This is a genomic window from Nocardioides immobilis, from assembly GCF_003515065.1.
GTDB lineage: Bacteria > Actinomycetota > Actinomycetes > Propionibacteriales > Nocardioidaceae > Nocardioides > Nocardioides immobilis.
Window position 1 is genome coordinate 65,754 of the sequence record NZ_QXGH01000037.1, and the last position, 18,412, is coordinate 84,165.

Genomic DNA, 18,412 nt, shown 5'->3' on the forward strand with positions numbered 1-18,412 from the left:
CGTGATCATTTCAATCATCTAACTAATAGGCTACGATGGTCGAGTGAGCAAACGGATGCCCGCGGACGACCTTCCGCCGCCCGTCTACCTGTGCGGAGGATGCCGACGCACCGGGCGCTGCCGGTTCGGGATCGAGTCGGAGCACCTCGACGACGCCGGTGTGGTGACCTACCGGCTTCGCTGCGACCGTGTCCACGAGGGCGGTCTGAACGTTGCCCACGGCGGATGGACCGCGGGCGTCCTCGATGAGCTGGTCGGACACGTCGCGGTCCTGAGCGGGCAGCTCGCCGTGACCGGGCAGCTCGACGTCAGGTTCGTGAAGCCGGTCCCCGTCGACCAGCCACTCGTCGCGCGGGCTTGGCGGGAGTCCCAGCAGGGGAGCCGCTGGTACGTACGCGCTGTGCTCCACCTGGAGGCGGGTGGCGCTGAGCTCGCAACGGCGAACGGCATCCTGGTCGAGCGGGACCACGGGCACTTCAGCAGGCATCAGGAGTGGCTCCAGGAGCAGCTGGCGGAGGCGGACGATGGCGCTGCGTGACGTCGCCGTGGTCGGTGTCCACGCCACCGAGCAGGCCAGGACCCTGCCGCACCGGACCTCTCTGGACCTTGCTCAGGAGAGCGTGCTCGGGGCCCTCGCCGACGCGGGGCTCGAGCCTCACGAGGTGGACGGTGTCGCGGCGGACTGGCCGGGCCCGGGAGGACGTCGGGGCGAGCCCGCGTCGTGGACCAGCGTCCTGGGCGGGCCGTTGAGCTGGGTGAGCGACGGTCTCCTCGACGCCGCGGGCGCTCGTGGCGTGATGAAGGCTGCGGCCGCCATCAGCGCGGGCCTGTGCGACGTCGCCGTCGTCGGAGGCGGCCTGGCGGGAAGGTTCGGCCGGGGACAGACGGTCAACGGCGCCGAGGACTTCATCGAGTTCACCGATGTGTGGGGCGCGTACGTCGTACCGCTCTTCGCCCTGGTCGCCCAGGGACACCTCCAGCGCTTCGGGACCACCCCCGAGCAGCTCGCGACAGTCGCGGCGACGATCCGCAACAACGGCTCCAAGAACCCGGAGGCGGTGATGTCCGGAAGAGGTCCCTACACGGTGGACGACGTCCTGGCGTCGCCGATGCTGGCGACGCCCTTCCACCTCCTGGACGTGTGCATCGCCGGCGAGGGCGGCGGCGCGGTGGTGCTGACCTCGGTCGAGCGGGCGCGCGACCTCCGGCACCCGCCGATCGCGATCCTCGGCGCGGGGATGGAGCTGTCGGGGGCGGCGTACGCCGCGCCCCCGGAGTACGACACCGTCGGCCGGCTCGGTGCTCGCGCCGCCCAGCGCGCACTGGGAATGGCCGGTCTGACGGCCCAGCAGGTCGACGTGTTCAGCGTCTACGACCCGAACTCCTTCGAGATCATCCGCCAGATGGAGGTCCTGGGCCTCTGCGAGGAGGGCGAAGGAGGGCCGTTCGTCGAGGACGGCAACATCGGGCTGGACGGCAAGCACCCGACGAACCCGGACGGCGGGTGCCTGGCTTATGCCTGGAACGGCACCCAGCAGATGACGCTGAAGATCGTCGAGGCGGTCCGGCAGCTCCGCGGGACGGCCGTGAACCAGGTCCCGGGCGCGGAGACGGCCGTCGCCGCGAACGCAGGCTCGGCCGCTGCCCACTACGAGCTCGTCGTCCTCGGGAGGGCGTGACCATGGGCCGGCGACTTCCCTCCGCGACCGAGCTGTCCCGCGGGTTCTGGGACGCGGCGGCCGAGCACCGTCTGGTGATCCCGTGCTGCCTCGCGTGCGAGGCCCGCTTCTTCCCGCCCGAACGGCTCTGCCCGACCTGCGGAACGGCGGGCTGGGACTACGTCGACACCAGCGGTGCCGCCACGATCACCAGCTACACCGTCGTGCATCGCGCGCCGTCGCCTGACTTCGAGACGCCGTACGTCCTCGCGGTCGTCGCCCTCGACGGGGGAGGCCGGATGCTCACCAACGTCGTGGGTGCAGACCCAGCGGCCATCACCACGGGGATGCCGGTCCGCGTCGTGTTCCTCGACCAACCAGACGACCGGGCCCTGCCCGTCTTCGAGCCGACCGCCATTGGTCGGCCGCACGAGCCTGAGAAGGAGTAGCCGTGGCAGCGATCACCATGGGTGACATCTCACGGGAGCACCGACGTAGCTTCCCCGACCGGATCGCCGTGATCGACGGCAAGGGCCGGCAGACCTGGCCGGAGTTCGACGATCGGACGAACCAGGTCGCCAACCTCCTCACCGGCCTCGACATCGGCGCCGGAGACCGGGTGCTCTGGCTCGCGCAGTCGTCCGCTTCCTTCCTCGAGCTCCTGATCGGCTGCGCGAAGGTCGGCGCCATGGTGTGCCCGGCCAACTGGCGGCAGTCCGGTGACGAGCTGCGTTTCGTCATCGAGGACTTCTCGCCCCAGCTGGTCGTCTGGCAGGACGAGGAGATCGGCGAGGCCGTCGCACAGGCACGGGCCAACACGTCGCACGAAGCGACCTGGCTTCAGGTTGACGGCGAGGGCGAGGGCAGCCTCGAGCACGCCGTGGTCGCCGCCGGTGCGGCCGACGTCGAGGTCGAGGTGCCCGTCGACGCACCGCTCCTGGTCATCTACACGGCCGCGATGATCGACCGGCCCAACGGGTCGATGCTGACGCACCGCAACCTGCTCGCGATGGGCATGGCCACCGCGCGGATCACCGCGGCCGACCACGCGAGCGTCTTCCTCAACTCGGGTCCGCTGTTCCATGTCGGCAACTTCCAGTTCGAGGCGGTACCCGTGTTCCTGCACGGCGGCACCAACATCTTCGTCCGGCGCGTCGACGCAGCCGAGGTGCTGCAGATCATCGAGGACGAACGTGCGACGTCGGCCTTCCTCATGCCGCCGACCATCGCAGAGATCAAGGAGCTGAACCGAGAGGCGAAACGGGACATCTCGAGCCTTCGTCCCGGGCCGTTCGCCCCCGTGTGGGGCGACGCGTTGCCGGCGGACCCGACACTGTGGGGCACCCAACCGGGAGGCTTCGGCCAGACCGAGGTCTCGGGACTCGCCGTCCTCAACGGGTACGGCGGCCGCGGGCTCGGCAACTCCGGAAGACCCTCCCCGCTGGCCCAGGTGCGAGTGGTCGACGCCGACGGGCAGGAGTGCCCGGTCGGGCAGGCGGGCGAGATCGTCATCCGAGGTGACCTCGTGCACGCGGGCTACTGGAACCGGCCCGAGCTCAACAGCAGGCGGATGCGGGAGGGGTGGTGGCACACCACCGACCTCGGGCGCCGGGAGACCGACGGCACCATCCACTTCATCGGCACGATGACCCGGATGATCAAGTCGGCAGCCGAGAACATCTATCCACCCGAGGTCGAGAGCTGCATCGAGAGCCATCCCGCTGTCACGGAGGCTGCCCTGATCGGTGTTCCCGATCCGCGGTTCCGGCAGTCGGTCCTGGCCGTGGTCGCACTGGCGCCCGGCGCCACCGCCACGGAGCAGGAGATCATCGAGCACTGCAAGAGCCGGATAGCGTCGTACAAGAAGCCGCGCAGGGTGGAGTTCGTCGACGCGCTCCCCCGCACGGCCGGCGCCAAGGACTACGACGCGCTCGACGCGATGTTCGGCGGCGGAGGTTATCCCGGTGGCGACAATGTGTGAGGAGCTGTTCACGAAGCGACGCGGTCGCACCCTGGTCATCACGATCAACCGACCGCGAGCGCGCAACGCGATCAACCGGGAGGTGAGCTTCGGGCTCGCCCGTGCCGTGGACGAGCTGGACCGTGACCCGGGCCTGTCCGTCGCAGTGCTGACCGGCGCCGGGGGCAGCTTCTGCGCCGGTATGGACCTGAAGGCGTTCCTCGCCGGCGAGGACATCGAGGTCCCCGGGAGAGGGCTCGGCTTCACCGAACGGCCGCCCCGCAAGCCCGTCATCTCCGCCGTCGAGGGCTTCGCGCTCGCGGGCGGCACCGAGCTGGCGCTGTCCACCGATCTGATCGTCGCCTCGCGAGACGCCCGCTTCGGCCTGCCGGAGGTCAGACGCGGTCTCGTCGCCGGCGGTGGGGGCCTGATCCGGTTGCCACAGCGGATTCCGTACGCGAAGGCTATGGAGCTCGCGCTCACCGGCGACAGCCTCACCGCGAAGGACGGACTCGCCTTCGGGCTGGTGAACCGGTTGACCGAGCCCGGGTACGCCCTCGAGGGCGCACTCGGCCTGGCGGAGCAGATCGCGGCGAACGGCCCGCTGGCGGTGGCCGCGACGAAGGAGATCGTCGCGGCCGGCCGCGATTGGCGGACCGACGAGGCGTTCGCGCGCCAGCGCGCGATCTACGAGCCGGTCTTCGCGTCGCAGGACGCTCGAGAGGGTGCCGCGGCGTTCGCCGAGAAGCGCCAGCCGGCGTGGCTGGGCAGGTAGCAGATCCATGACAGAGAAGGAGAACGGTGTGTCAGCAACACAAGGCTGGATCGACGGAGCTGCGCTTGTCACCGGCGGTGCTGGAGGACTCGGCGAGGCGGTCGTCCGCAAGCTGCACGGCGAGGGGGTCGCCGTCGTGATCGCAGACCTTGCCGACGAACGCGCCGCTGCGCTCGCGGACGAGCTGGGCAACAAGGTCGTCTACCTGCGCACGGACGTCACCAGTGAGCGTGACGTGGACGCGGCGGTCGACGCGGCGTACACGCTCGGAACCTTGCGGCACGTCGTGATCTCTCACGGCGGCTGGGGCGTGACCGAGAAGGTCGTCAACCGCGACGGCAGCCCGGCCAGCCTCGACGGCTTCGCGAAGACCCTCGAGCTCTACCTCACCGGCACCTACAACGTGCTGCGCCTGGCCGCGGCGCGCATGGCCACGAACCTGCCGAACGACGACGGCGAGCGGGGCTCGGTCGTCTCGACGGCGTCGATCGCCGGCTACGAGGGCCAGATCGGCCAGAGTGCGTACGCCGCCGCGAAGGCCGGGGTGATCGGGTTGACGCTCGCCGGCGCCCGCGACCTCAGCTCGGTCGGCATCCGGCTCAACACGATCGCACCCGGCACCATGCACACCGCGATGATGGAGACGGTCGGGGACGAGGCGCTGGCCAAGTTCCGGTCGAACGTGCCGTTCCCGAAGCGTCTCGGCAGGCCCGAGGAGTTCGCTGCGCTCGCGTTGCACCTGCTCGGCAACGGCTACCTCAACGGCGAGGTGGTCCGACTCGACGGTGCCCAGCGGTTCTCGCCCCGCTAGACCGCTACTGCTGCTTGCGGAACAGCCCCTCCTGGGCGACCGAGGCAATGAGGGTCCCGTCTGCCGTCCGCAGCCGTCCGTGGGCGAGCCCCAGGGCGTTCGACGTCGAGGGCACCGTCTGGTCGTAGAGAAGCCATTCGTCGACCCGGCCGGGGCGGTGGAACCAGATGCTGTGATCGAGCGAGGCGAGGGTGTAGCCCTCGTGCAGCGCCGAGATGCCGTGCGGCACGAGCACCACGGAGAGCAGGGTCAGGTCGCTGATGCAGGCCAGCAGGCAGGTGTGGAGGAGCGCGTCGTCCGGCAGTGGCGCCGTGGTGCGCAGCCACGCCCGAGCGCTCGACGAGGCGTCAGGGTCGTTCGGGGAGGGCACGGGCTGCGGGGGCACCCTGCGGATGTCCAGGGCGGACCACTCCGCATAGATGTCCGGCCACTCCCCGAGGTTCTCCGTGTGCTTTGGCAGCGTGTCCGGTGGCGGGGCGGTACGCCCCGTCCGCTGGAAGTCGAGCCCGGGCTCGTCCACGTGGAACGAGGCGGTCATCGTGCAGATCAGGGTCGAACCCTGGCTCGCCCGGACTGCACGGGTGGAGAACGCCCTTCCCTCGCGCAGCGACTCGACCTCGTAGTCGATCGGCACCCGCGGGTCGCCGGGACGGAGGAAGCTGGCGTGCAGCGAGTGCGGTCGGCGCGCCGGCCCGACCGTCCGCCCGGCGGCGGCCAGGGCCTGGCCGAGGACGTAGCCGCCGAAGACCCGGGCGCGAGTCGTCGCGGGGAGACGTCCCGTGAACGTGGCGACGCCGGCGTTGCGCAGGTCGAGGAGCGCGATCAACTGGTCGACAGAGGCAACCATGCTCCCGGCTCACAGACCGTTGATCAGGTTCATGCCGTTCTCGCGCAGGAAGAGCCGTCGGTTGTCGTCGCCCAGCTTCTCCACCCGTTGGAAGAAGTCCGCCGGCTCGCGGAGCCCTTCGGCGTGCGGCCAGTCCGATCCCATCAGGAGCGTCTCGGTCGAACCGAGCTTCTCGACCATCGAGACCGTGTCGTCCTCCGGGTACGGCACGACACGCACGTGCTTCTTGAAGACGGCGCTCGGCCGCTCGCTGAGCTGGCCGCCCAGCCAGGTCCCGTTGCGTCCCATGCCACGGCTCTTGTCCATGTGCCGGATGAAGTGCGGGACCCACTCTGCGCCGAACTCGCTGACCAGGACCTTGATGTTCGGGAACCGGCCGAAGAGGTTGTCGAAGATCAGGGCGGACAGGGTGTCGGTGATGGGCCGCTCGCCGTACGTGTTCTGCCACTGCCACGCGGAGAACTGGAACGGCGGGACGAGTCCCCAGCCCCAGTGCGCAGCGACGTTGGCCTGGTAGTGGAACTCGGAGATGTGGTAGGCGACGACGGCCTTGGCCTCGTTGATGCGTGCCCAGAACGGATCGAAGTAGGGGTCACCGGGGGACCGGCCGTACGCCGGGCCGGCCGGCAGCAGGACGAAGCGGGCACCTCGGTCGAGGACCCGGTCCAGCTCCTGGCAGGCACGGTCGAGGTCGCGCATCGACAGCAGGGCCGGTGCGTAGATCGTGTCCTTGTAGGCGAAGCCCCAGTCCTCGTCGATCCACCTGTTGAACGACTCGATGTTGTCGTAGAGCGGGTCGACGCCGTTGAGGTAGGCCTCCGCGAGCAGCGCCCAACCACCCGGGTACATGATCGACTTCTCGATCTGCTGCTCGGCCAGCTGGGTCAGGCGCTTGTCGCGGTCGAGGTACTCGGGCTGGATCGGCTCGTAGAACCGGTCGGAGTCGGTGGCCTCTCCCGAGGCTCGCTGCTTGAGCATCTCGACCAGCGAGCCCGGTACGTACGCCTGGTCGAGGTCGTTCTCGAGCGCCGTCACGATCCTGTCGTTCGCCAGCAGGACCTTGCGGTCGTACCCGGAGACCTTGACCGGTCGGACCGCCGTGTGCAGCTTGCTCTTCGGCATGAACCGGGTGAACGCGTCGGGTGCCTCGTAGGAGTGCTGGTCGAAGTCCGTCATCAGGTAGGGCAGCGTGCCCACCGTGCTCTCGATGATCGCCATGAAGGCAAGGTACGCGGACGTCGACCTGTGCGCAAGATAAATGGAATGATTTAGCGGATTGCGCTACGGTTTCCCCATGATCGATCGTGTCGCGTTGGTGACCGGTGCCGCAGGGGCGGGCATCGGCAGGGCGATCGCGACCCGGCTCGCCGCCGAGGGGGCGACCGTCGTGGTGACCGACTCCCACGCGGGCCGCGCGGAGGAGGTCGCCGCGAAGATCGCCGCTGAGCACGCCGGTCGTGCGGTCGCCCAGACCCTGGACGCCGGCGACCGGGAGCAGATCGTCGAGGTGACCGACTGGGTGCGGGACGAGATCGGTCCGATCAGCATCCTCGTCAACAACGCGGCCTACAACGTGCTGGGCTCGATCTTCGACTACGACCCGGACGTGTGGGACCGGGTGATGAACGTGAACCTCAACGGGCCGTGGATGCTGTCCCGCCAGGTGATGCGGCAGCTGCGTGAGGCGGGTATGCCGGGGGTGATCCTCAACGTCTCGACGTACGCCCCCGACATCGGCGGCAACGGCATCGAGACGCCGTACGCGGTCTCCAAGGGCGGTCTCAACGTGCTGACCCGGAGCTGCGCGCACGAGGGCGGGCCGTACGGGATCAGGGTGAACACCCTGTCGATGGGAATGGTCACCGGCACCCGGTTCACCGATGCGCTGCACCCGGACATGCAGGCGGCCGAGGTGGCCAAGTCGCCGTTGGGACGGCTGCCCCACGTCAGCGACGTGGTCGAGGCCGCGATGTTCCTCCTGTCCGACGCGGCGGCCAACGTCACGGGCGAGTCGCTCAACGTCGCCGCCGGAACCCACATGCGCTACTAGTCATGGAGAAGACCTGATGCCCGAAGCAGTCATCGTCGCGGCGGCTCGGACGCCGATCGGGCGCGCCTACAAGGGCGCGCTCAAGGACCTGCGACCCGACGACCTCGCCGCGAACGCCGTCCGGTCCGCGCTGGACCAGGTGCCCGACCTCGACGCGTCGACCGTGCGCGACCTGATGGTCGGCTGCGGAGCGCCCGGCGGGGAGCAGGGCTTCAACCTGGCACGCGTCGTCGCCGTCCAGCTCGGCCTTGACTCGGTGCCGGGCACCACGGTGACCAGGTACTGCGCCTCGAGCCTGCAGACCGCCCGGATGGCCCTGCACGCGATCCGTGCCGGGGAGGGCGACGTGTACGTCGCGGCGGGTGTCGAGGCGGTCAGCCGCGGCCGACGCGGTCACAGCGACAGCCCGCCGGTCGCCGAGGATGCCGACCCTCGTCGCGACCGCTCGGCGAACCCGTGGACCAACCCCTTGTTCACGGAGGCCCAGGCCCGCACGAGCGCGCGGGCCGGGTCGGAGGCCCCGATCTGGACCGACCCACGGACGGGTGGCGAGCTGCCGGACGTCTACATCGGCATGGGTCAGACCGCGGAGAACGTCGCCGGGATCAGGGGCGTGAGCCGTGCGGAGCAGGACGAGTTCGCGGCTCGGTCACAACAGTTGTACGAAGCGGCAGCCGCAGCGGGCTTCTGGAAGCGAGAGATCACCCCGATCACCCTGCCGGACGGGACGGTGGTGGAGGCCGACGAGAGCCCGCGGCCGGGGACCACCCTCGAGAAGCTCGCCGGGCTCCAGCCGGTGTTCCGGCCGGACGGGACGGTCACCGCGGGCAACGCCTGTCCGCTGAACGACGGCGCCGCCGCTCTGGTGATCATGTCTGACGACAGGGCGAAGGAGCTCGGCATCACGCCGCTCGCCCGGATCGTGTCGACGGGACTCTCGGGCCTCTCGCCCGAGGTCATGGGCCTTGGCCCGGTGGCCGCCAGTCTGGACGCGCTGGCGAACGCCGGCCTCGACGTCGGTGACATCGACCTGTTCGAGATCAATGAGGCTTTCGCGGCCCAGGTGATCCCGTCGTACCAGGAGCTCGGGATCCCTCTGGACAAGCTCAACGTGAACGGCGGCGGGATCGCGGTGGGACACCCGTTCGGGATGACCGGTGCGCGGATCGCCACCACGCTCATCAACTCGCTCCGCTGGCACGACAAGCAGTTCGGCCTCGAGACCATGTGCGTCGGCGGCGGGCAGGGGATGGCGATGGTGCTGGAACGGGTGAGCTAGATGGCGTCGGGCGGCGGGGGCGCACCCGCGGTCGACCCGCGGACCGCCAGCTCGGCGCCGAACCTGCGGTGCTCGTACGGCTCGTCCGGGTTCGTGATCCGCTTGAGGAGGCACTCCACGGCGACCTTCGCCAGCGACTCGATCGGCTGCCGTACCGAGGTCAGGTCGATCCGATCCCATGCCGCCATCGGGATGTCGTCGTACCCGGCAACCCACAGGGCGTCCGGCACGGCGACGCCAAGCCGGAAGGCCGCGTCCTGGATGCCGAACGCCACCAGGTCGTTGACGCAGAAGACCGCGCTGGGTGGGTTCGGGTGCCCGAGCAGCTCGAGCCCGACGTTGACGGCCGCGTCATGCGTGTAGTCGCACTCGGGCTGACGGTGCGGAGGGATCTCGATCCCGTTCTCGGCCATCGCGCTGACGAAGCCCTGCCTGCGTTCGCGGCCGGTGCTGATCAGGTCGCTCCCGCCGACGACCGCTACCTCGGTGCGACCGTGCGCCAGGAAGTACTCGGCCACGAGCTGTCCTCCGGCGACGTTGTCGCTGGTCACCTGGTCACAGTGCAGCCCCGAGATGGAGCGGTTGACGAGGACGATCGGGAGATGCTGAGCCACCGCCTCACGGAGCGCTGGGTCCGACGGGGTTGCTGTCGTGAAGATCAGCCCGTCAGCGGCGCCGCCCTGGATCGCCTGCACCGCGACCGTCGAGCTGGCCGGTTCGTCGGCCGTCCACAGGGCCATCCGCAGGTCGGCGCCGGCGAGCGCCCTGGCCAGCCCGTCGAGCAGCTCAGGGTAGAACGGGTTGGTGATGCTACCCGTGACGACACCCACGAGTCCCGACCGTCGCATTCGCATCGCGCGGGCCTGCAGGTTGGGTACGTAGCCAGTGTCCTCGAGGGCCTTGAGCACGCGCTGCCGGGTGCTCTCCTCCACATTTCCGCGGTTCTGGAGGACTCGCGAGACCGTGCTCTGCGAGACGCCCGCGACCCTGGCAACGTCGCGGCTCGTGGTGGACACGCGGTCAGCGTAGCGTGCGAAGAGGCTAGATTGGATCCAGCATGAATACGATTTCATACGACGCGCCGTACGACGTCGCCGTGGTCGGCGCAGGGATCGTCGGGCTGGCCGTGGCCAGGGAGATCCTCGCGCGCCGGCCGGATGCCCGGCTGGTGGTCATCGACAAGCAGACCGCGGTGGCACAGCACCAGACCGGCCACAACTCCGGGGTGATCCACAGCGGCATCTACTACACGCCGGGGTCCCTCAAGGCCCGCCTGTGTGTCGAGGGTGCCCGGCTGATGTACGACTACTGCGACGAGCACGCGATCCCCTACGAGCGGTGCGGCAAGCTGGTCGTGGCGCTCGACGAAGCCGAGCTTCCGCGGCTCGATGCCCTCGAGGCGCGGGCGCGGGCCAACGGCGTCTCCGGTCTGCGGCGCGTGACTGCCGCGGAGATCCGGGAGATCGAGCCGGAGGCTCGCGGGCTGAGCGCCCTCCACTCACCGGAGACCGGCATCGTGGACTTCGCCGAGGTGGCCCGGACGATGGAGCGTGAGCTCCGGGGGAAGGGCGTCGACTTCGCGCTCGGCCACGAGGTGACCGGGGTGCGCCGTACCGGCGGCCAGACGGTCGTCGAGTGCCGGGACGCCGTGTTCCGGGCAGGCTGGGCGGTGCTCTGCGCCGGCCTGTGGTCCGACCGGCTGGCGGTGTCGGCGGGCGCCCCACCGAATCCGCGGGTCCTGCCGTTCCGCGGCGCCTACCTGCGGGTGGCCGAGGGGCAGGCGCCCCTGGTGCGAGGGATGATCTACCCGGTCCCTGACCCGGACCTCCCCTTCCTGGGGGTCCATGTCACCAAACACATCGACGGGCACGTCTCCCTCGGGCCGTCCGCCATGCTGGTGGGCTCCCGCGAGGCGCGGGCCGGCTGGCGCGCCTCGGGCCGGGACGCGCTCAGCACCCTTGCCTGGCCAGGCACGTGGAAGGTCGGGAGGCGGTTCTGGAGGACCGGCGTCAACGAGCTCCGGATGGCGGCGAGTCGGCGTGCGTTCGTCGCTGCCTGCTCGAGGTACGTCCCGGCGGTCGAGTCGATGCTGCTGGACGACAAGGGCACCAGCGGCGTTCGCGCCCAGGCCGTCGGCCGGGACGGGAGCCTGATCGACGACTTCGTCATCTCAGAGACGCCCGGCGCATCCCATGTGCGCAACGCGCCCTCGCCCGCGGCCACGTCGTCCCTCGCCCTGGCTCGCGAGCTCGTCGACCGCATGGAGGTCGCGTCGACCGCGCCGTGAGCGGCGGCTCACGCGGTGCAGAGCACCGTGTGGACTCCCATCGTCGACAGTCGCAGTGCGAGCGCGGTGCTGATCGGCAGCCGCCTCGGCCCCGTCCTCGACGTCACGAGGACGCTGCACTCGAACGACGCGCCGCGGTTGGTCAACCGGACGGCCAAGGGCCTTCCGCCCCTCAGTCCGCCGTCCTTGACGTCGTCCCGGTCGAGCGCCGGCACGGCCACGAAGACCCGGACGCCGCCTGGATACCCGAGCCTCAACAGGGTTTCCCCAGCGCGCCTCACGACGGCGTGCACTCGTCCTGTGCCAAGGGGCAGTTCGTGCAGCGCGGTCTGCTCGACGGGGATAGCCGATGTCGTCACAGCGTCGCTCCTGTCCGTGATCCGGGTGGGCATTAATTAGTTAGATAGTCTAGCGGATACCCAGCACCGGCCGCCGTACTCGTTTTCGGCATAGGTATCGAATCCAGGTGGATCTACGGATATCCGAGGCAGCCCGGCTGGTGATGCTGGCGGAGCGGCCGAGCCACCAAGGAGCGGCCCTCACCCCGCTGGAGATGCGATGCGACAACGACTTCGCAGGTTCGTAGTGGAGCGCCGGGTCCCGGAGATGACCGCCGACGACCTGGACGGCCTGCACACGGCGCTGGCAGAGGCTTCGCACCGGTTGAGTGCGGACAGTCGCGAGGTCGTGTGCGTGCGCACCATCTATCTCCCGTCACTTGAGCGATGGATCGCGGTCTTCGCCGCTGACGCTCCGGACTCGGTCCAGCGCGCCGCGAAGATCGCGCAGCTCGCGCCTGGAGACGTTCACGAAGCGATCGAGATGACCGAGGACGGTCATCTCGATGACGCTCGATTTCCGGGGGACACAGTTCGACCGCAAGAGGCAGCACCGATCCGTTCTGGTTTCGACACGCACACCGAGGTGAAGCAATGAACCGACGACAGATCCCGACGCTCGATCCGGCTCCCGTCCGAGCCGTGCCGGTACGGCTCCGATCCCGTGAGGCACCGCGGCCGCGCGCGGTCGGGGCGGTCGACCACCTCATCGCGCTGATCGACGCCACTGCGGGCGGTCCCGTGGAGAGATCGTTGCTCGAGCTGGCCGGCGCGGTCTCCTGCGACGTCGAGACCGCGAGGCGGGCCGTGGCCTCGCTCGATCCGGTCGACCATGCTGTCTCCGTCGACATCAACCAGGTCCCGGCCGAGGAGCGTTGGATCCTCGCGTGGGCGCCGGTCACGGGCATCGTCGACCTGATGCTCGACTGGGACCTGCTCACCCTCGAGATCAGCGTCGCGGAGCTCGCGGAATGGCTCGGCGCCTCCCTCCTCCTCACCGGCCGCGCGGTCGACTGGCTGGCGCTGACGCCGGGCGTCACCGTCAGGCGCCGCGACGACGGCAGCCGCGAGGCGTCGGTGCACATCACCATTGCGCTCGACCACTGCCCGCTGACCGCGGAGGCGCGGTCCGTAGCAGTATGACCGGCCGCGGTACCCAGGAGGGGACAGCTGTGATCGACCTTTCCGGGGACGCCAACTGTGGGATATTCGACGGGTGCACGTCGACCTCGCCGGTCTGACCTGCGGGAACGAAGCCGCGGCTCCGTGCCGCAGGTTCTGGCCATGACCACCGCCACGAAGATGCCGGCTGGCAACCTCCCGGTGATCCTGACCAGCTTCATTGGCCGTCGCAGCGAGATCGCCGACGTGAAGCAGGCCCTCGCACAGTCCCGCCTCGTCACGCTGGTCGGCCCCGGCGGGGTCGGGAAGACCCGGCTGGCGGTTCACACCGCGGAGGAGGTCCGTCGGGCGTTCAGCGACGGTGCCTGGTTCGTGGACCTCTCCCCGTTGCAGGACGAGGACCTGCTGGTCTCAGCCGTGGCGAGGGCACTCAGGCTGCAGAGCCGCTCGCGCGCGTGGGGCCCGGCGGCCCTGGCGCGCCACCTGGCCGACCTGGAGCTGCTCGTCGTGCTGGACAACTGTGAGCACGTCCGCGACGCCTGCGCCGTGCTCGTCGACGCGCTCCTTCGCGCGTGTCCCTCCCTCCGGGTCCTTGCCACCAGCAGGCAGGGGCTGGAGATCCCGGGGGAGCATCTCGTGGCCGTGCCGCCGCTTCCGACGCCCGCGACGGAGGGCCCACTCTCTCCTCGGTCGATCGAGAGGTACGACGCGGTCGCTCTGTTCACCGAGCGGGCGCAGGCTGTCGCTTCGGGTTTTCGGGTCAGCGACGAGAACCACCAGGCCGTCGCCGCGTTGTGCCAGAGGCTGGACGGGATACCCCTCGCCCTGGAGCTGGCGGCGGCAAGGCTTCGGGTCCTCTCGCCGCAGCAGATCCTCGAGCGGCTCGAGGAGCACTCCGACCTCTTGCGGTCCGGAAACGCGGTCGCTCCCGAGCGGCACCGCAGCATGCACTCGCTGATCGCGTGGAGCTACGACCTGTGCTCGGCTGAGGAGCGGATGTTGTGGGCGCGGCTCGGAGTCTTCCCGGGAACCTTCGACCTCGAGGCGGTCGAGCAGGTGTGTGCCGGCGACGAGGTACCGCGGGAGCTGGTGCTGGACCTCCTCAGCGGGCTGGTGGACAAGTCCATCCTGCTGACCGCGCCGGGGGCCGACGCGATGCGCTACCGCATGCCGGAGACGATCCGGGCGTTCGGGCGGGAGCAGCTCGCAGCGGCCGGGCAGGAGAAGGAGCTGCGACGCCGGCACCGCGATCACTTCGCCAACATCTACGGCGCGAACCTGCCCTGGTTCGGACCCCGGCAGCGGGAGCTCCTGTCGTGGATGCGCCTCGAGCGCGACAACTATCGCGCGGCCCTCACCTTCTGCCTCGAGGAGACTGGCGAGCCCGTTGCGAGCGCGGTGCACATGGTGGGTGCCATCGCCGCGGAGACCATGGTCCGCGGCTTCCTCAGCGAGGGCCGCCACTGGATGCACCGCGTTCTCGAGCTCGTGGACGAGCCAACGTCGGAGCGGGCCCTGCTGCTGTGGGTGGACGGGTGGCACGCCCTCAACCAGGGCGACATCGACGGCGGCGAGCCCCGGCTCGAGGCGGGTCGCGACCTGGCCGAACGCCTCGGCGACGCCGGCAATGCGGCTGTCGCGACGGTCTTTCTCGGCATGTGCGCCATGATGCGCGGCGACGTCGAGGGGGCCTTCCGGCTGTACGGCGACGCGTTCGCTCGGATGCGACGGGAGTACGAACCCCTGGGGTTCGTCATGGCCGCCACCCGTCTTGGGTTCGCATCGTTCCTGCTGGGAGACGCGGATCGGGCCGTGGAGCTGTGTGAGGAAGCCATCGCTGAGAGCGACGCGCACGGGGAGAAATGGCACAAGGCCGAGGCGTTGGCAGACCTCAGCACCATCCTGTGGCGCCTGGGGGAGACCAGCAGAGCGCGTGAGCTGGCTGCCGATGGGCTACGGATCCAGCGCGACTTCGACAACGCGGTCGGGACCGCACAGTTCCTCGAGATCCTCGCGTGGATCGCGGCGGCCGAACACCAGCACCCCCGGGCGGCGCGACTGCTCGGCTCGGCGGACGGGGTCTGGCACGCTATCGACGCCTCCCTGTTCCCCCAGCTGCTCGGTTACCGCGAAGAGACCGAGACGACCGTGCGGCGAGCACTGGGAGCGCGGGCTTTCGAGACCGATTACCGGGTCGGTCTGCAGGCTCCCCACCTGGACAACGTCGCTTTCGCGCTGGACGAGCCCGAGGAGTCGGCGGCGCCAACCGACAGCAGTGCGGTTGGCGTTCTCACCCGGCGGGAACGCGAGATCGCCGACCTGGTCGCCAGCGGCCTGAGCAACCGGGACATCGCCGCCAATCTGGTGATCTCGAGGCGCACCGCGGAGGGACACGTCGATCACATCCTCGGCAAGCTGGGCTTCACCTCCCGGGTCCAGATCGCCGCCTGGGTCGCCGAGAACCGGCCGTCCGATCAGAGCCGCTCGTAGATCGTCGCGTTCGCGGTCCCGGCGCCTTCGCACATCGTCTGGAGGCCGTAACGGCCGCCGGTGCGGCGAAGATGATGGACGAGGGTCGTGGCCAGCCGGGCGCCGGAGGCGCCGAGCGGATGCCCCAGCGCGATGGCACCGCCGAGCGGGTTGAGCCGCTCGGTAGCCGCACCGGTCTCGAGCTGCCACGCCAGCGGGACCGGTGCGAACGCCTCGTTGACCTCGAAGGCGTCGATGTCATCGATCGTGAGTCCGGAGCGCTTGAGTGCAAGTGCCGTCGCGGGGATCGGTCCGGTGAGCATCTTGACCGGATCGTCGCCTGTGACAACTGCGGTGTGGACGCGGGCGAGCGGAATCAGGCCGAGCGCCGTGGCGCGCTCCGAGGTCATGATGAGCACGGCTGCGGCTCCGTCGGAGATCTGTGACGCGTTCCCTGCGGTGATCGAACCGCCCTCGAGGAACGGCGCCCTCAGCCCGGCGAGCTTCTCGACCGTCGATCCTCGGCGGATGCCCTCGTCCTGGTGGGCGAGCTCCCCTCCCACAGCGACCGGCACGATCTCGTCGGCGAACAGGTCGGCGTCCTGGGCAGCCGCGGCCAGCTCATGCGATCGAACCGAGTACTCGTCGAGCCGGGTCCGCGACAACCCGTACTCGGAGGCGATCATCTCGGCCCCCGCGCCCTGGTTGAAGCGGCCATGGAAGCCGGGCGCCTCCAGCGCCTCGGCGTACCTCGTCACGGCGGGCCCACCGAGCTCGCCTGTGCCCTCGACGGTGGCGGCACCCATCGGCACGCCTGACATCAGCTCGACGCCCCCGGCGACGATGATGTCGGCCTGGCCGGAGACGACGGTCGCCGCGGCTGTGGAGATGGCCTGCTGGGAGGACCCACACTGCCGGTCGATGGTGAACCCGGGGACCGACTCCGGCCAGCCCGCGCCGAGGACGGCCATGCGGCCGATGTTCCCGGACTGCTGGCCGACGCTGATGACGTTGCCCCAGTGGACGTCGTCGACCAGGACCGGGTCGATCCCGGCGCGGGCGACCAGTGCATTCAGCACCTGCGCGGACAGCTCCACGGCGTGCAACGTGGAGAGTCCTCCGTTGCGCTTCCCGATCGGGCTGCGAACGGCGTCGACTATGACTGCATCACGCATCTCGACTTCTTCCTGTAGCGCTAGTAGACGACTCGGCTGACGGTCTCGGCGACCAGGGCCGGCTTCGGGTGACCCTCGATCTCGAGGGTCTGCTCGACGACCATGTGGACCGCGCCGTCCGGGCGCTCGTCCGCGTCCAGCAGCACCGAACTGAGTCGCACCCGGGCGCCGACCGGTACGGGGGCGGGAAACCGAACCTTGTTCGACCCGTAGTTGACGCCCATCCGGGCGCCCTCGGTCGAGTAGATCTGCCAGCCCAGGGAGGGAAGGAGGGACAGGCTGAGATAGCCGTGCGCGATCGGTCCGCCGTAAGGGCTCTCGGACTGAGCCCGGTCGACGTCGACGTGGATCCATTGGTGGTCGTCGGTGGCCTCGGCGAAGATGTTGACCCGGTCCTGGGTGATCTCGACCCAATCGCTGGTGCCGAGGTGCTCGCCACGCGCGGCAAGGATCTCCTCAAGGCAGTGAAACACCCTCATCTGTTCCTCCACGCGTCGGTCGGACCCCCGCGAAAGAGTACAATCAGTTAGCGATTACGGCAAGGCGAGCGCCGCGTCTGCCTGACGGTGCTTTGCCGTGGGGAGCAGGCCGGTGTGGCTGCTCGGTCATCCCTTCGCCGCGTGGTCGACCATCAGGGTCGTGGTCGGGGGCGGCATGATGGGGTGCGCCAGTCCGGTCGGTCGGGGTCAATCAGCGTGCGTCGACCGCGCCGCGGACGGGGGTCATGACCTGCACGACCTCGCGACCGACCGGGAATCTGTGGGTGCGGTTCATGCCGACTCCCGCGATGGGTGGTCCAGCGCCCGGACGTGACCGTCGCGCAGCGCGTAGAAGACGTACTCCATCTGCAGCCTGGCCGCGGCGACCTTGCCGATGTTGGTCCCGCGTCGGTCCGCAACTCGGTCGCGTAGGGCGCCGACCCTGGTGCGGGAACCGACCAGCTGGACCGACTCCACCGCGGCCCAGCGGACCAGCCGGGAGCCTTGCTTGGTGATCCTGCCGCGGTGCACGTGGGTGTCGGACTCGTGGTGCTTGGGCGTGAGCCCGGCCCAACAGGCCAGCTGCGATGCGGTGGCGAACCGAGACACCTCGCCGACCTCGGCGACGAACACCGCGCCCAGTACCGGGCCGATCCCGGGGATCTGCTGCACCGCGGTGTAGCGCGGGTCGGTGCGTAGCCGGCCGCGGACCAGGTTGGTGAACAGGTCGATCTCGAACTCCAGGGCCTCCAGCAGTCGGCGCAGCGAGGCGATCCGGGCCGCATAGGGTGCGGGCAGCTTCAGCCGGTCCAACAAGGCGGTGCCGTCGACACCGAACAAGTCGGTCATCAGCACCTGGATCCCGCACTTGGCCAGCACCGCGTGCACCTCGGCCTTGCAATGCGAGCGGAGCCCGACCAGCTTGGCCCGGTGCCGCACCAGCTCGCGCAGCCCGCGGGTCGCCGGTGGCGCGATCCACGCCTCGGGGAGTCGCCCCATCCTCAGCAGGTCGGCCAGATCGGCTGCGTCACGGAAGTCTTCTCCGAACTAGAAAATGATCTGGGAAGGCTGCTTGCCGGCGGGGGTCACTGATGGTTCCGGAGGTGGTGCGGGTCGGAGCTGGTGCGGCCGGCGGTGTCGGCGAAGCTGGGGGTGCCGAGGT

At 69.7% G+C, this 18,412-nt stretch carries 18 protein-coding genes and 1 pseudogene; 12 read left to right on the forward strand and 7 right to left on the reverse strand.

All coding sequences use genetic code 11. From position 1 onward, the window contains the following. Positions 1–43: 43 nt before the first annotated feature. From D0Z08_RS26840 to D0Z08_RS26865, 6 genes are read left to right on the forward strand one after another with little or no spacing between them, the layout of a single operon-like run. Positions 44–538, forward strand: coding sequence for a PaaI family thioesterase (locus tag D0Z08_RS26840; protein ID WP_220454373.1), 495 nt, complete (start codon positions 44–46; stop codon positions 536–538). After that, complete coding sequence (locus D0Z08_RS26845; protein ID WP_118928362.1) at positions 525–1,679, forward strand: thiolase family protein; 1,155 nt, start codon at positions 525–527, stop codon at positions 1,677–1,679. The genes D0Z08_RS26840 and D0Z08_RS26845 overlap by 14 nt, the downstream gene beginning before the upstream one ends. A 2-nt stretch (positions 1,680–1,681) precedes the next feature. Beyond that, on the forward strand, positions 1,682–2,107 hold the full coding sequence (locus D0Z08_RS26850) for a Zn-ribbon domain-containing OB-fold protein (RefSeq protein WP_118928363.1): 426 nt from the start codon (positions 1,682–1,684) through the stop codon (positions 2,105–2,107). Between the two features lie 2 nt (positions 2,108–2,109). Further along, positions 2,110–3,639: an AMP-binding protein gene (locus tag D0Z08_RS26855; RefSeq protein WP_220454375.1), complete on the forward strand. Its 1,530-nt coding sequence runs from the start codon at positions 2,110–2,112 to the stop codon at positions 3,637–3,639. After that, on the forward strand, positions 3,632–4,393 hold the full coding sequence (locus D0Z08_RS26860; RefSeq protein ID WP_118928364.1) for a crotonase/enoyl-CoA hydratase family protein: 762 nt from the start codon (positions 3,632–3,634) through the stop codon (positions 4,391–4,393). The genes D0Z08_RS26855 and D0Z08_RS26860 overlap by 8 nt, the downstream gene beginning before the upstream one ends. Before the next feature lie 28 nt (positions 4,394–4,421). After that, positions 4,422–5,204: an SDR family oxidoreductase gene (locus D0Z08_RS26865; RefSeq protein WP_245994545.1), complete on the forward strand. Its 783-nt coding sequence runs from the start codon at positions 4,422–4,424 to the stop codon at positions 5,202–5,204. Positions 5,205–5,208: 4 nt separating this feature from the next. On the opposite strand, the gene D0Z08_RS26870 is transcribed toward D0Z08_RS26865, so the two are convergent. Further along, positions 5,209–6,051: an acyl-CoA thioesterase gene (locus D0Z08_RS26870; protein WP_118928366.1), complete on the reverse strand. Its 843-nt coding sequence runs from the start codon at positions 6,049–6,051 to the stop codon at positions 5,209–5,211. Positions 6,052–6,060: 9 nt separating this feature from the next. Continuing rightward, positions 6,061–7,269 (reverse strand): amidohydrolase family protein, encoded by a 1,209-nt coding sequence (locus D0Z08_RS26875; RefSeq protein ID WP_118928367.1) that lies wholly within the window; start codon positions 7,267–7,269, stop codon positions 6,061–6,063. A gap of 76 nt (positions 7,270–7,345) precedes the next feature. Here D0Z08_RS26875 and D0Z08_RS26880 point away from each other — a divergent pair, with 76 nt between their 5' ends. Next, entirely contained in the window at positions 7,346–8,101 is a 756-nt protein-coding gene (locus tag D0Z08_RS26880; protein WP_118928368.1) for an SDR family NAD(P)-dependent oxidoreductase, read from the forward strand. A gap of 16 nt (positions 8,102–8,117) precedes the next feature. Then, a complete protein-coding gene (locus tag D0Z08_RS26885; protein WP_118928369.1) occupies positions 8,118–9,380 on the forward strand; it encodes an acetyl-CoA C-acetyltransferase in 1,263 nt (420 codons plus the stop codon). Here D0Z08_RS26885 and D0Z08_RS26890 read toward each other — a convergent pair. After that, the gene (locus D0Z08_RS26890; RefSeq protein ID WP_182481510.1) at positions 9,377–10,396 is read right to left on the reverse strand and encodes a LacI family DNA-binding transcriptional regulator; all 1,020 of its coding nucleotides are present in this window, start codon (positions 10,394–10,396) and stop codon (positions 9,377–9,379) included. The genes D0Z08_RS26885 and D0Z08_RS26890 overlap by 4 nt on opposite strands. Before the next feature lie 41 nt (positions 10,397–10,437). Between D0Z08_RS26890 and lhgO the strand changes: the two genes are divergently transcribed. Then, positions 10,438–11,667, forward strand: a complete 1,230-nt coding sequence (gene lhgO, locus D0Z08_RS26895) for an L-2-hydroxyglutarate oxidase (protein ID WP_118928371.1) — start codon at positions 10,438–10,440, stop codon at positions 11,665–11,667. A gap of 8 nt (positions 11,668–11,675) precedes the next feature. Here the strand turns inward: lhgO and D0Z08_RS26900 are convergent, their stop codons facing one another. Further along, entirely contained in the window at positions 11,676–12,059 is a 384-nt protein-coding gene (locus tag D0Z08_RS26900; RefSeq protein ID WP_118928372.1) for a hypothetical protein, read from the reverse strand. A 214-nt stretch (positions 12,060–12,273) separates the two neighbouring features. Between D0Z08_RS26900 and D0Z08_RS26905 the strand changes: the two genes are divergently transcribed. From D0Z08_RS26905 to D0Z08_RS26915, 3 genes are all read left to right on the forward strand, one after another. Continuing rightward, on the forward strand, positions 12,274–12,603 hold the full coding sequence (locus D0Z08_RS26905; protein WP_147381549.1) for a hypothetical protein: 330 nt from the start codon (positions 12,274–12,276) through the stop codon (positions 12,601–12,603). Next, positions 12,600–13,148, forward strand: a complete 549-nt coding sequence (locus tag D0Z08_RS26910; RefSeq protein ID WP_118928374.1) for a hypothetical protein — start codon at positions 12,600–12,602, stop codon at positions 13,146–13,148. The genes D0Z08_RS26905 and D0Z08_RS26910 overlap by 4 nt, the downstream gene beginning before the upstream one ends. A 141-nt stretch (positions 13,149–13,289) precedes the next feature. Next, positions 13,290–15,617, forward strand: a complete 2,328-nt coding sequence (locus tag D0Z08_RS26915; RefSeq protein WP_118928375.1) for an ATP-binding protein — start codon at positions 13,290–13,292, stop codon at positions 15,615–15,617. On the opposite strand, the gene D0Z08_RS26920 is transcribed toward D0Z08_RS26915, so the two are convergent. The 3 genes and pseudogenes from D0Z08_RS26920 to D0Z08_RS26930 form a co-directional block, all read right to left on the reverse strand. After that, the gene (locus D0Z08_RS26920) at positions 15,602–16,771 is read right to left on the reverse strand and encodes a thiolase family protein (protein WP_118928376.1); all 1,170 of its coding nucleotides are present in this window, start codon (positions 16,769–16,771) and stop codon (positions 15,602–15,604) included. The two genes, D0Z08_RS26915 and D0Z08_RS26920, sit on opposite strands and share 16 nt — an antisense overlap. A gap of 20 nt (positions 16,772–16,791) precedes the next feature. After that, the gene (locus D0Z08_RS26925) at positions 16,792–17,250 is read right to left on the reverse strand and encodes a MaoC family dehydratase (RefSeq protein ID WP_118928377.1); all 459 of its coding nucleotides are present in this window, start codon (positions 17,248–17,250) and stop codon (positions 16,792–16,794) included. 291 nt (positions 17,251–17,541) lie between these two features. Continuing rightward, positions 17,542–18,276 (reverse strand): annotated as a pseudogene (locus tag D0Z08_RS26930) (transposase); the annotation flags it as partial. Between the last annotated feature and the right edge of the window lie 136 nt (positions 18,277–18,412).

Bases quoted from the DNA above. Each gene is read 5' to 3' on its own strand.
- D0Z08_RS26845 (WP_118928362.1), top strand. From the start codon at position 525: ATGGCGCTGCGTGACGTCGCCGTGGTCGGTGTCCACGCCACCGAGCAG.
- D0Z08_RS26850 (WP_118928363.1), top strand. From the start codon at position 1,682: ATGGGCCGGCGACTTCCCTCCGCGACCGAGCTGTCCCGCGGGTTCTGG.
- D0Z08_RS26860 (WP_118928364.1), top strand. From the start codon at position 3,632: ATGTGTGAGGAGCTGTTCACGAAGCGACGCGGTCGCACCCTGGTCATC.
- D0Z08_RS26870 (WP_118928366.1), bottom strand. From the start codon at position 6,051: ATGGTTGCCTCTGTCGACCAGTTGATCGCGCTCCTCGACCTGCGCAAC.
- D0Z08_RS26875 (WP_118928367.1), bottom strand. From the start codon at position 7,269: ATGGCGATCATCGAGAGCACGGTGGGCACGCTGCCCTACCTGATGACG.
- D0Z08_RS26880 (WP_118928368.1), top strand. From the start codon at position 7,346: ATGATCGATCGTGTCGCGTTGGTGACCGGTGCCGCAGGGGCGGGCATC.
- D0Z08_RS26885 (WP_118928369.1), top strand. From the start codon at position 8,118: ATGCCCGAAGCAGTCATCGTCGCGGCGGCTCGGACGCCGATCGGGCGC.
- lhgO (WP_118928371.1), top strand. From the start codon at position 10,438: ATGAATACGATTTCATACGACGCGCCGTACGACGTCGCCGTGGTCGGC.
- D0Z08_RS26900 (WP_118928372.1), bottom strand. From the start codon at position 12,059: ATGCCCACCCGGATCACGGACAGGAGCGACGCTGTGACGACATCGGCT.
- D0Z08_RS26905 (WP_147381549.1), top strand. From the start codon at position 12,274: ATGACCGCCGACGACCTGGACGGCCTGCACACGGCGCTGGCAGAGGCT.
- D0Z08_RS26910 (WP_118928374.1), top strand. From the start codon at position 12,600: ATGAACCGACGACAGATCCCGACGCTCGATCCGGCTCCCGTCCGAGCC.
- D0Z08_RS26915 (WP_118928375.1), top strand. From the start codon at position 13,290: ATGACCACCGCCACGAAGATGCCGGCTGGCAACCTCCCGGTGATCCTG.
- D0Z08_RS26920 (WP_118928376.1), bottom strand. From the start codon at position 16,771: ATGCGTGATGCAGTCATAGTCGACGCCGTTCGCAGCCCGATCGGGAAG.
- D0Z08_RS26925 (WP_118928377.1), bottom strand. From the start codon at position 17,250: ATGAGGGTGTTTCACTGCCTTGAGGAGATCCTTGCCGCGCGTGGCGAG.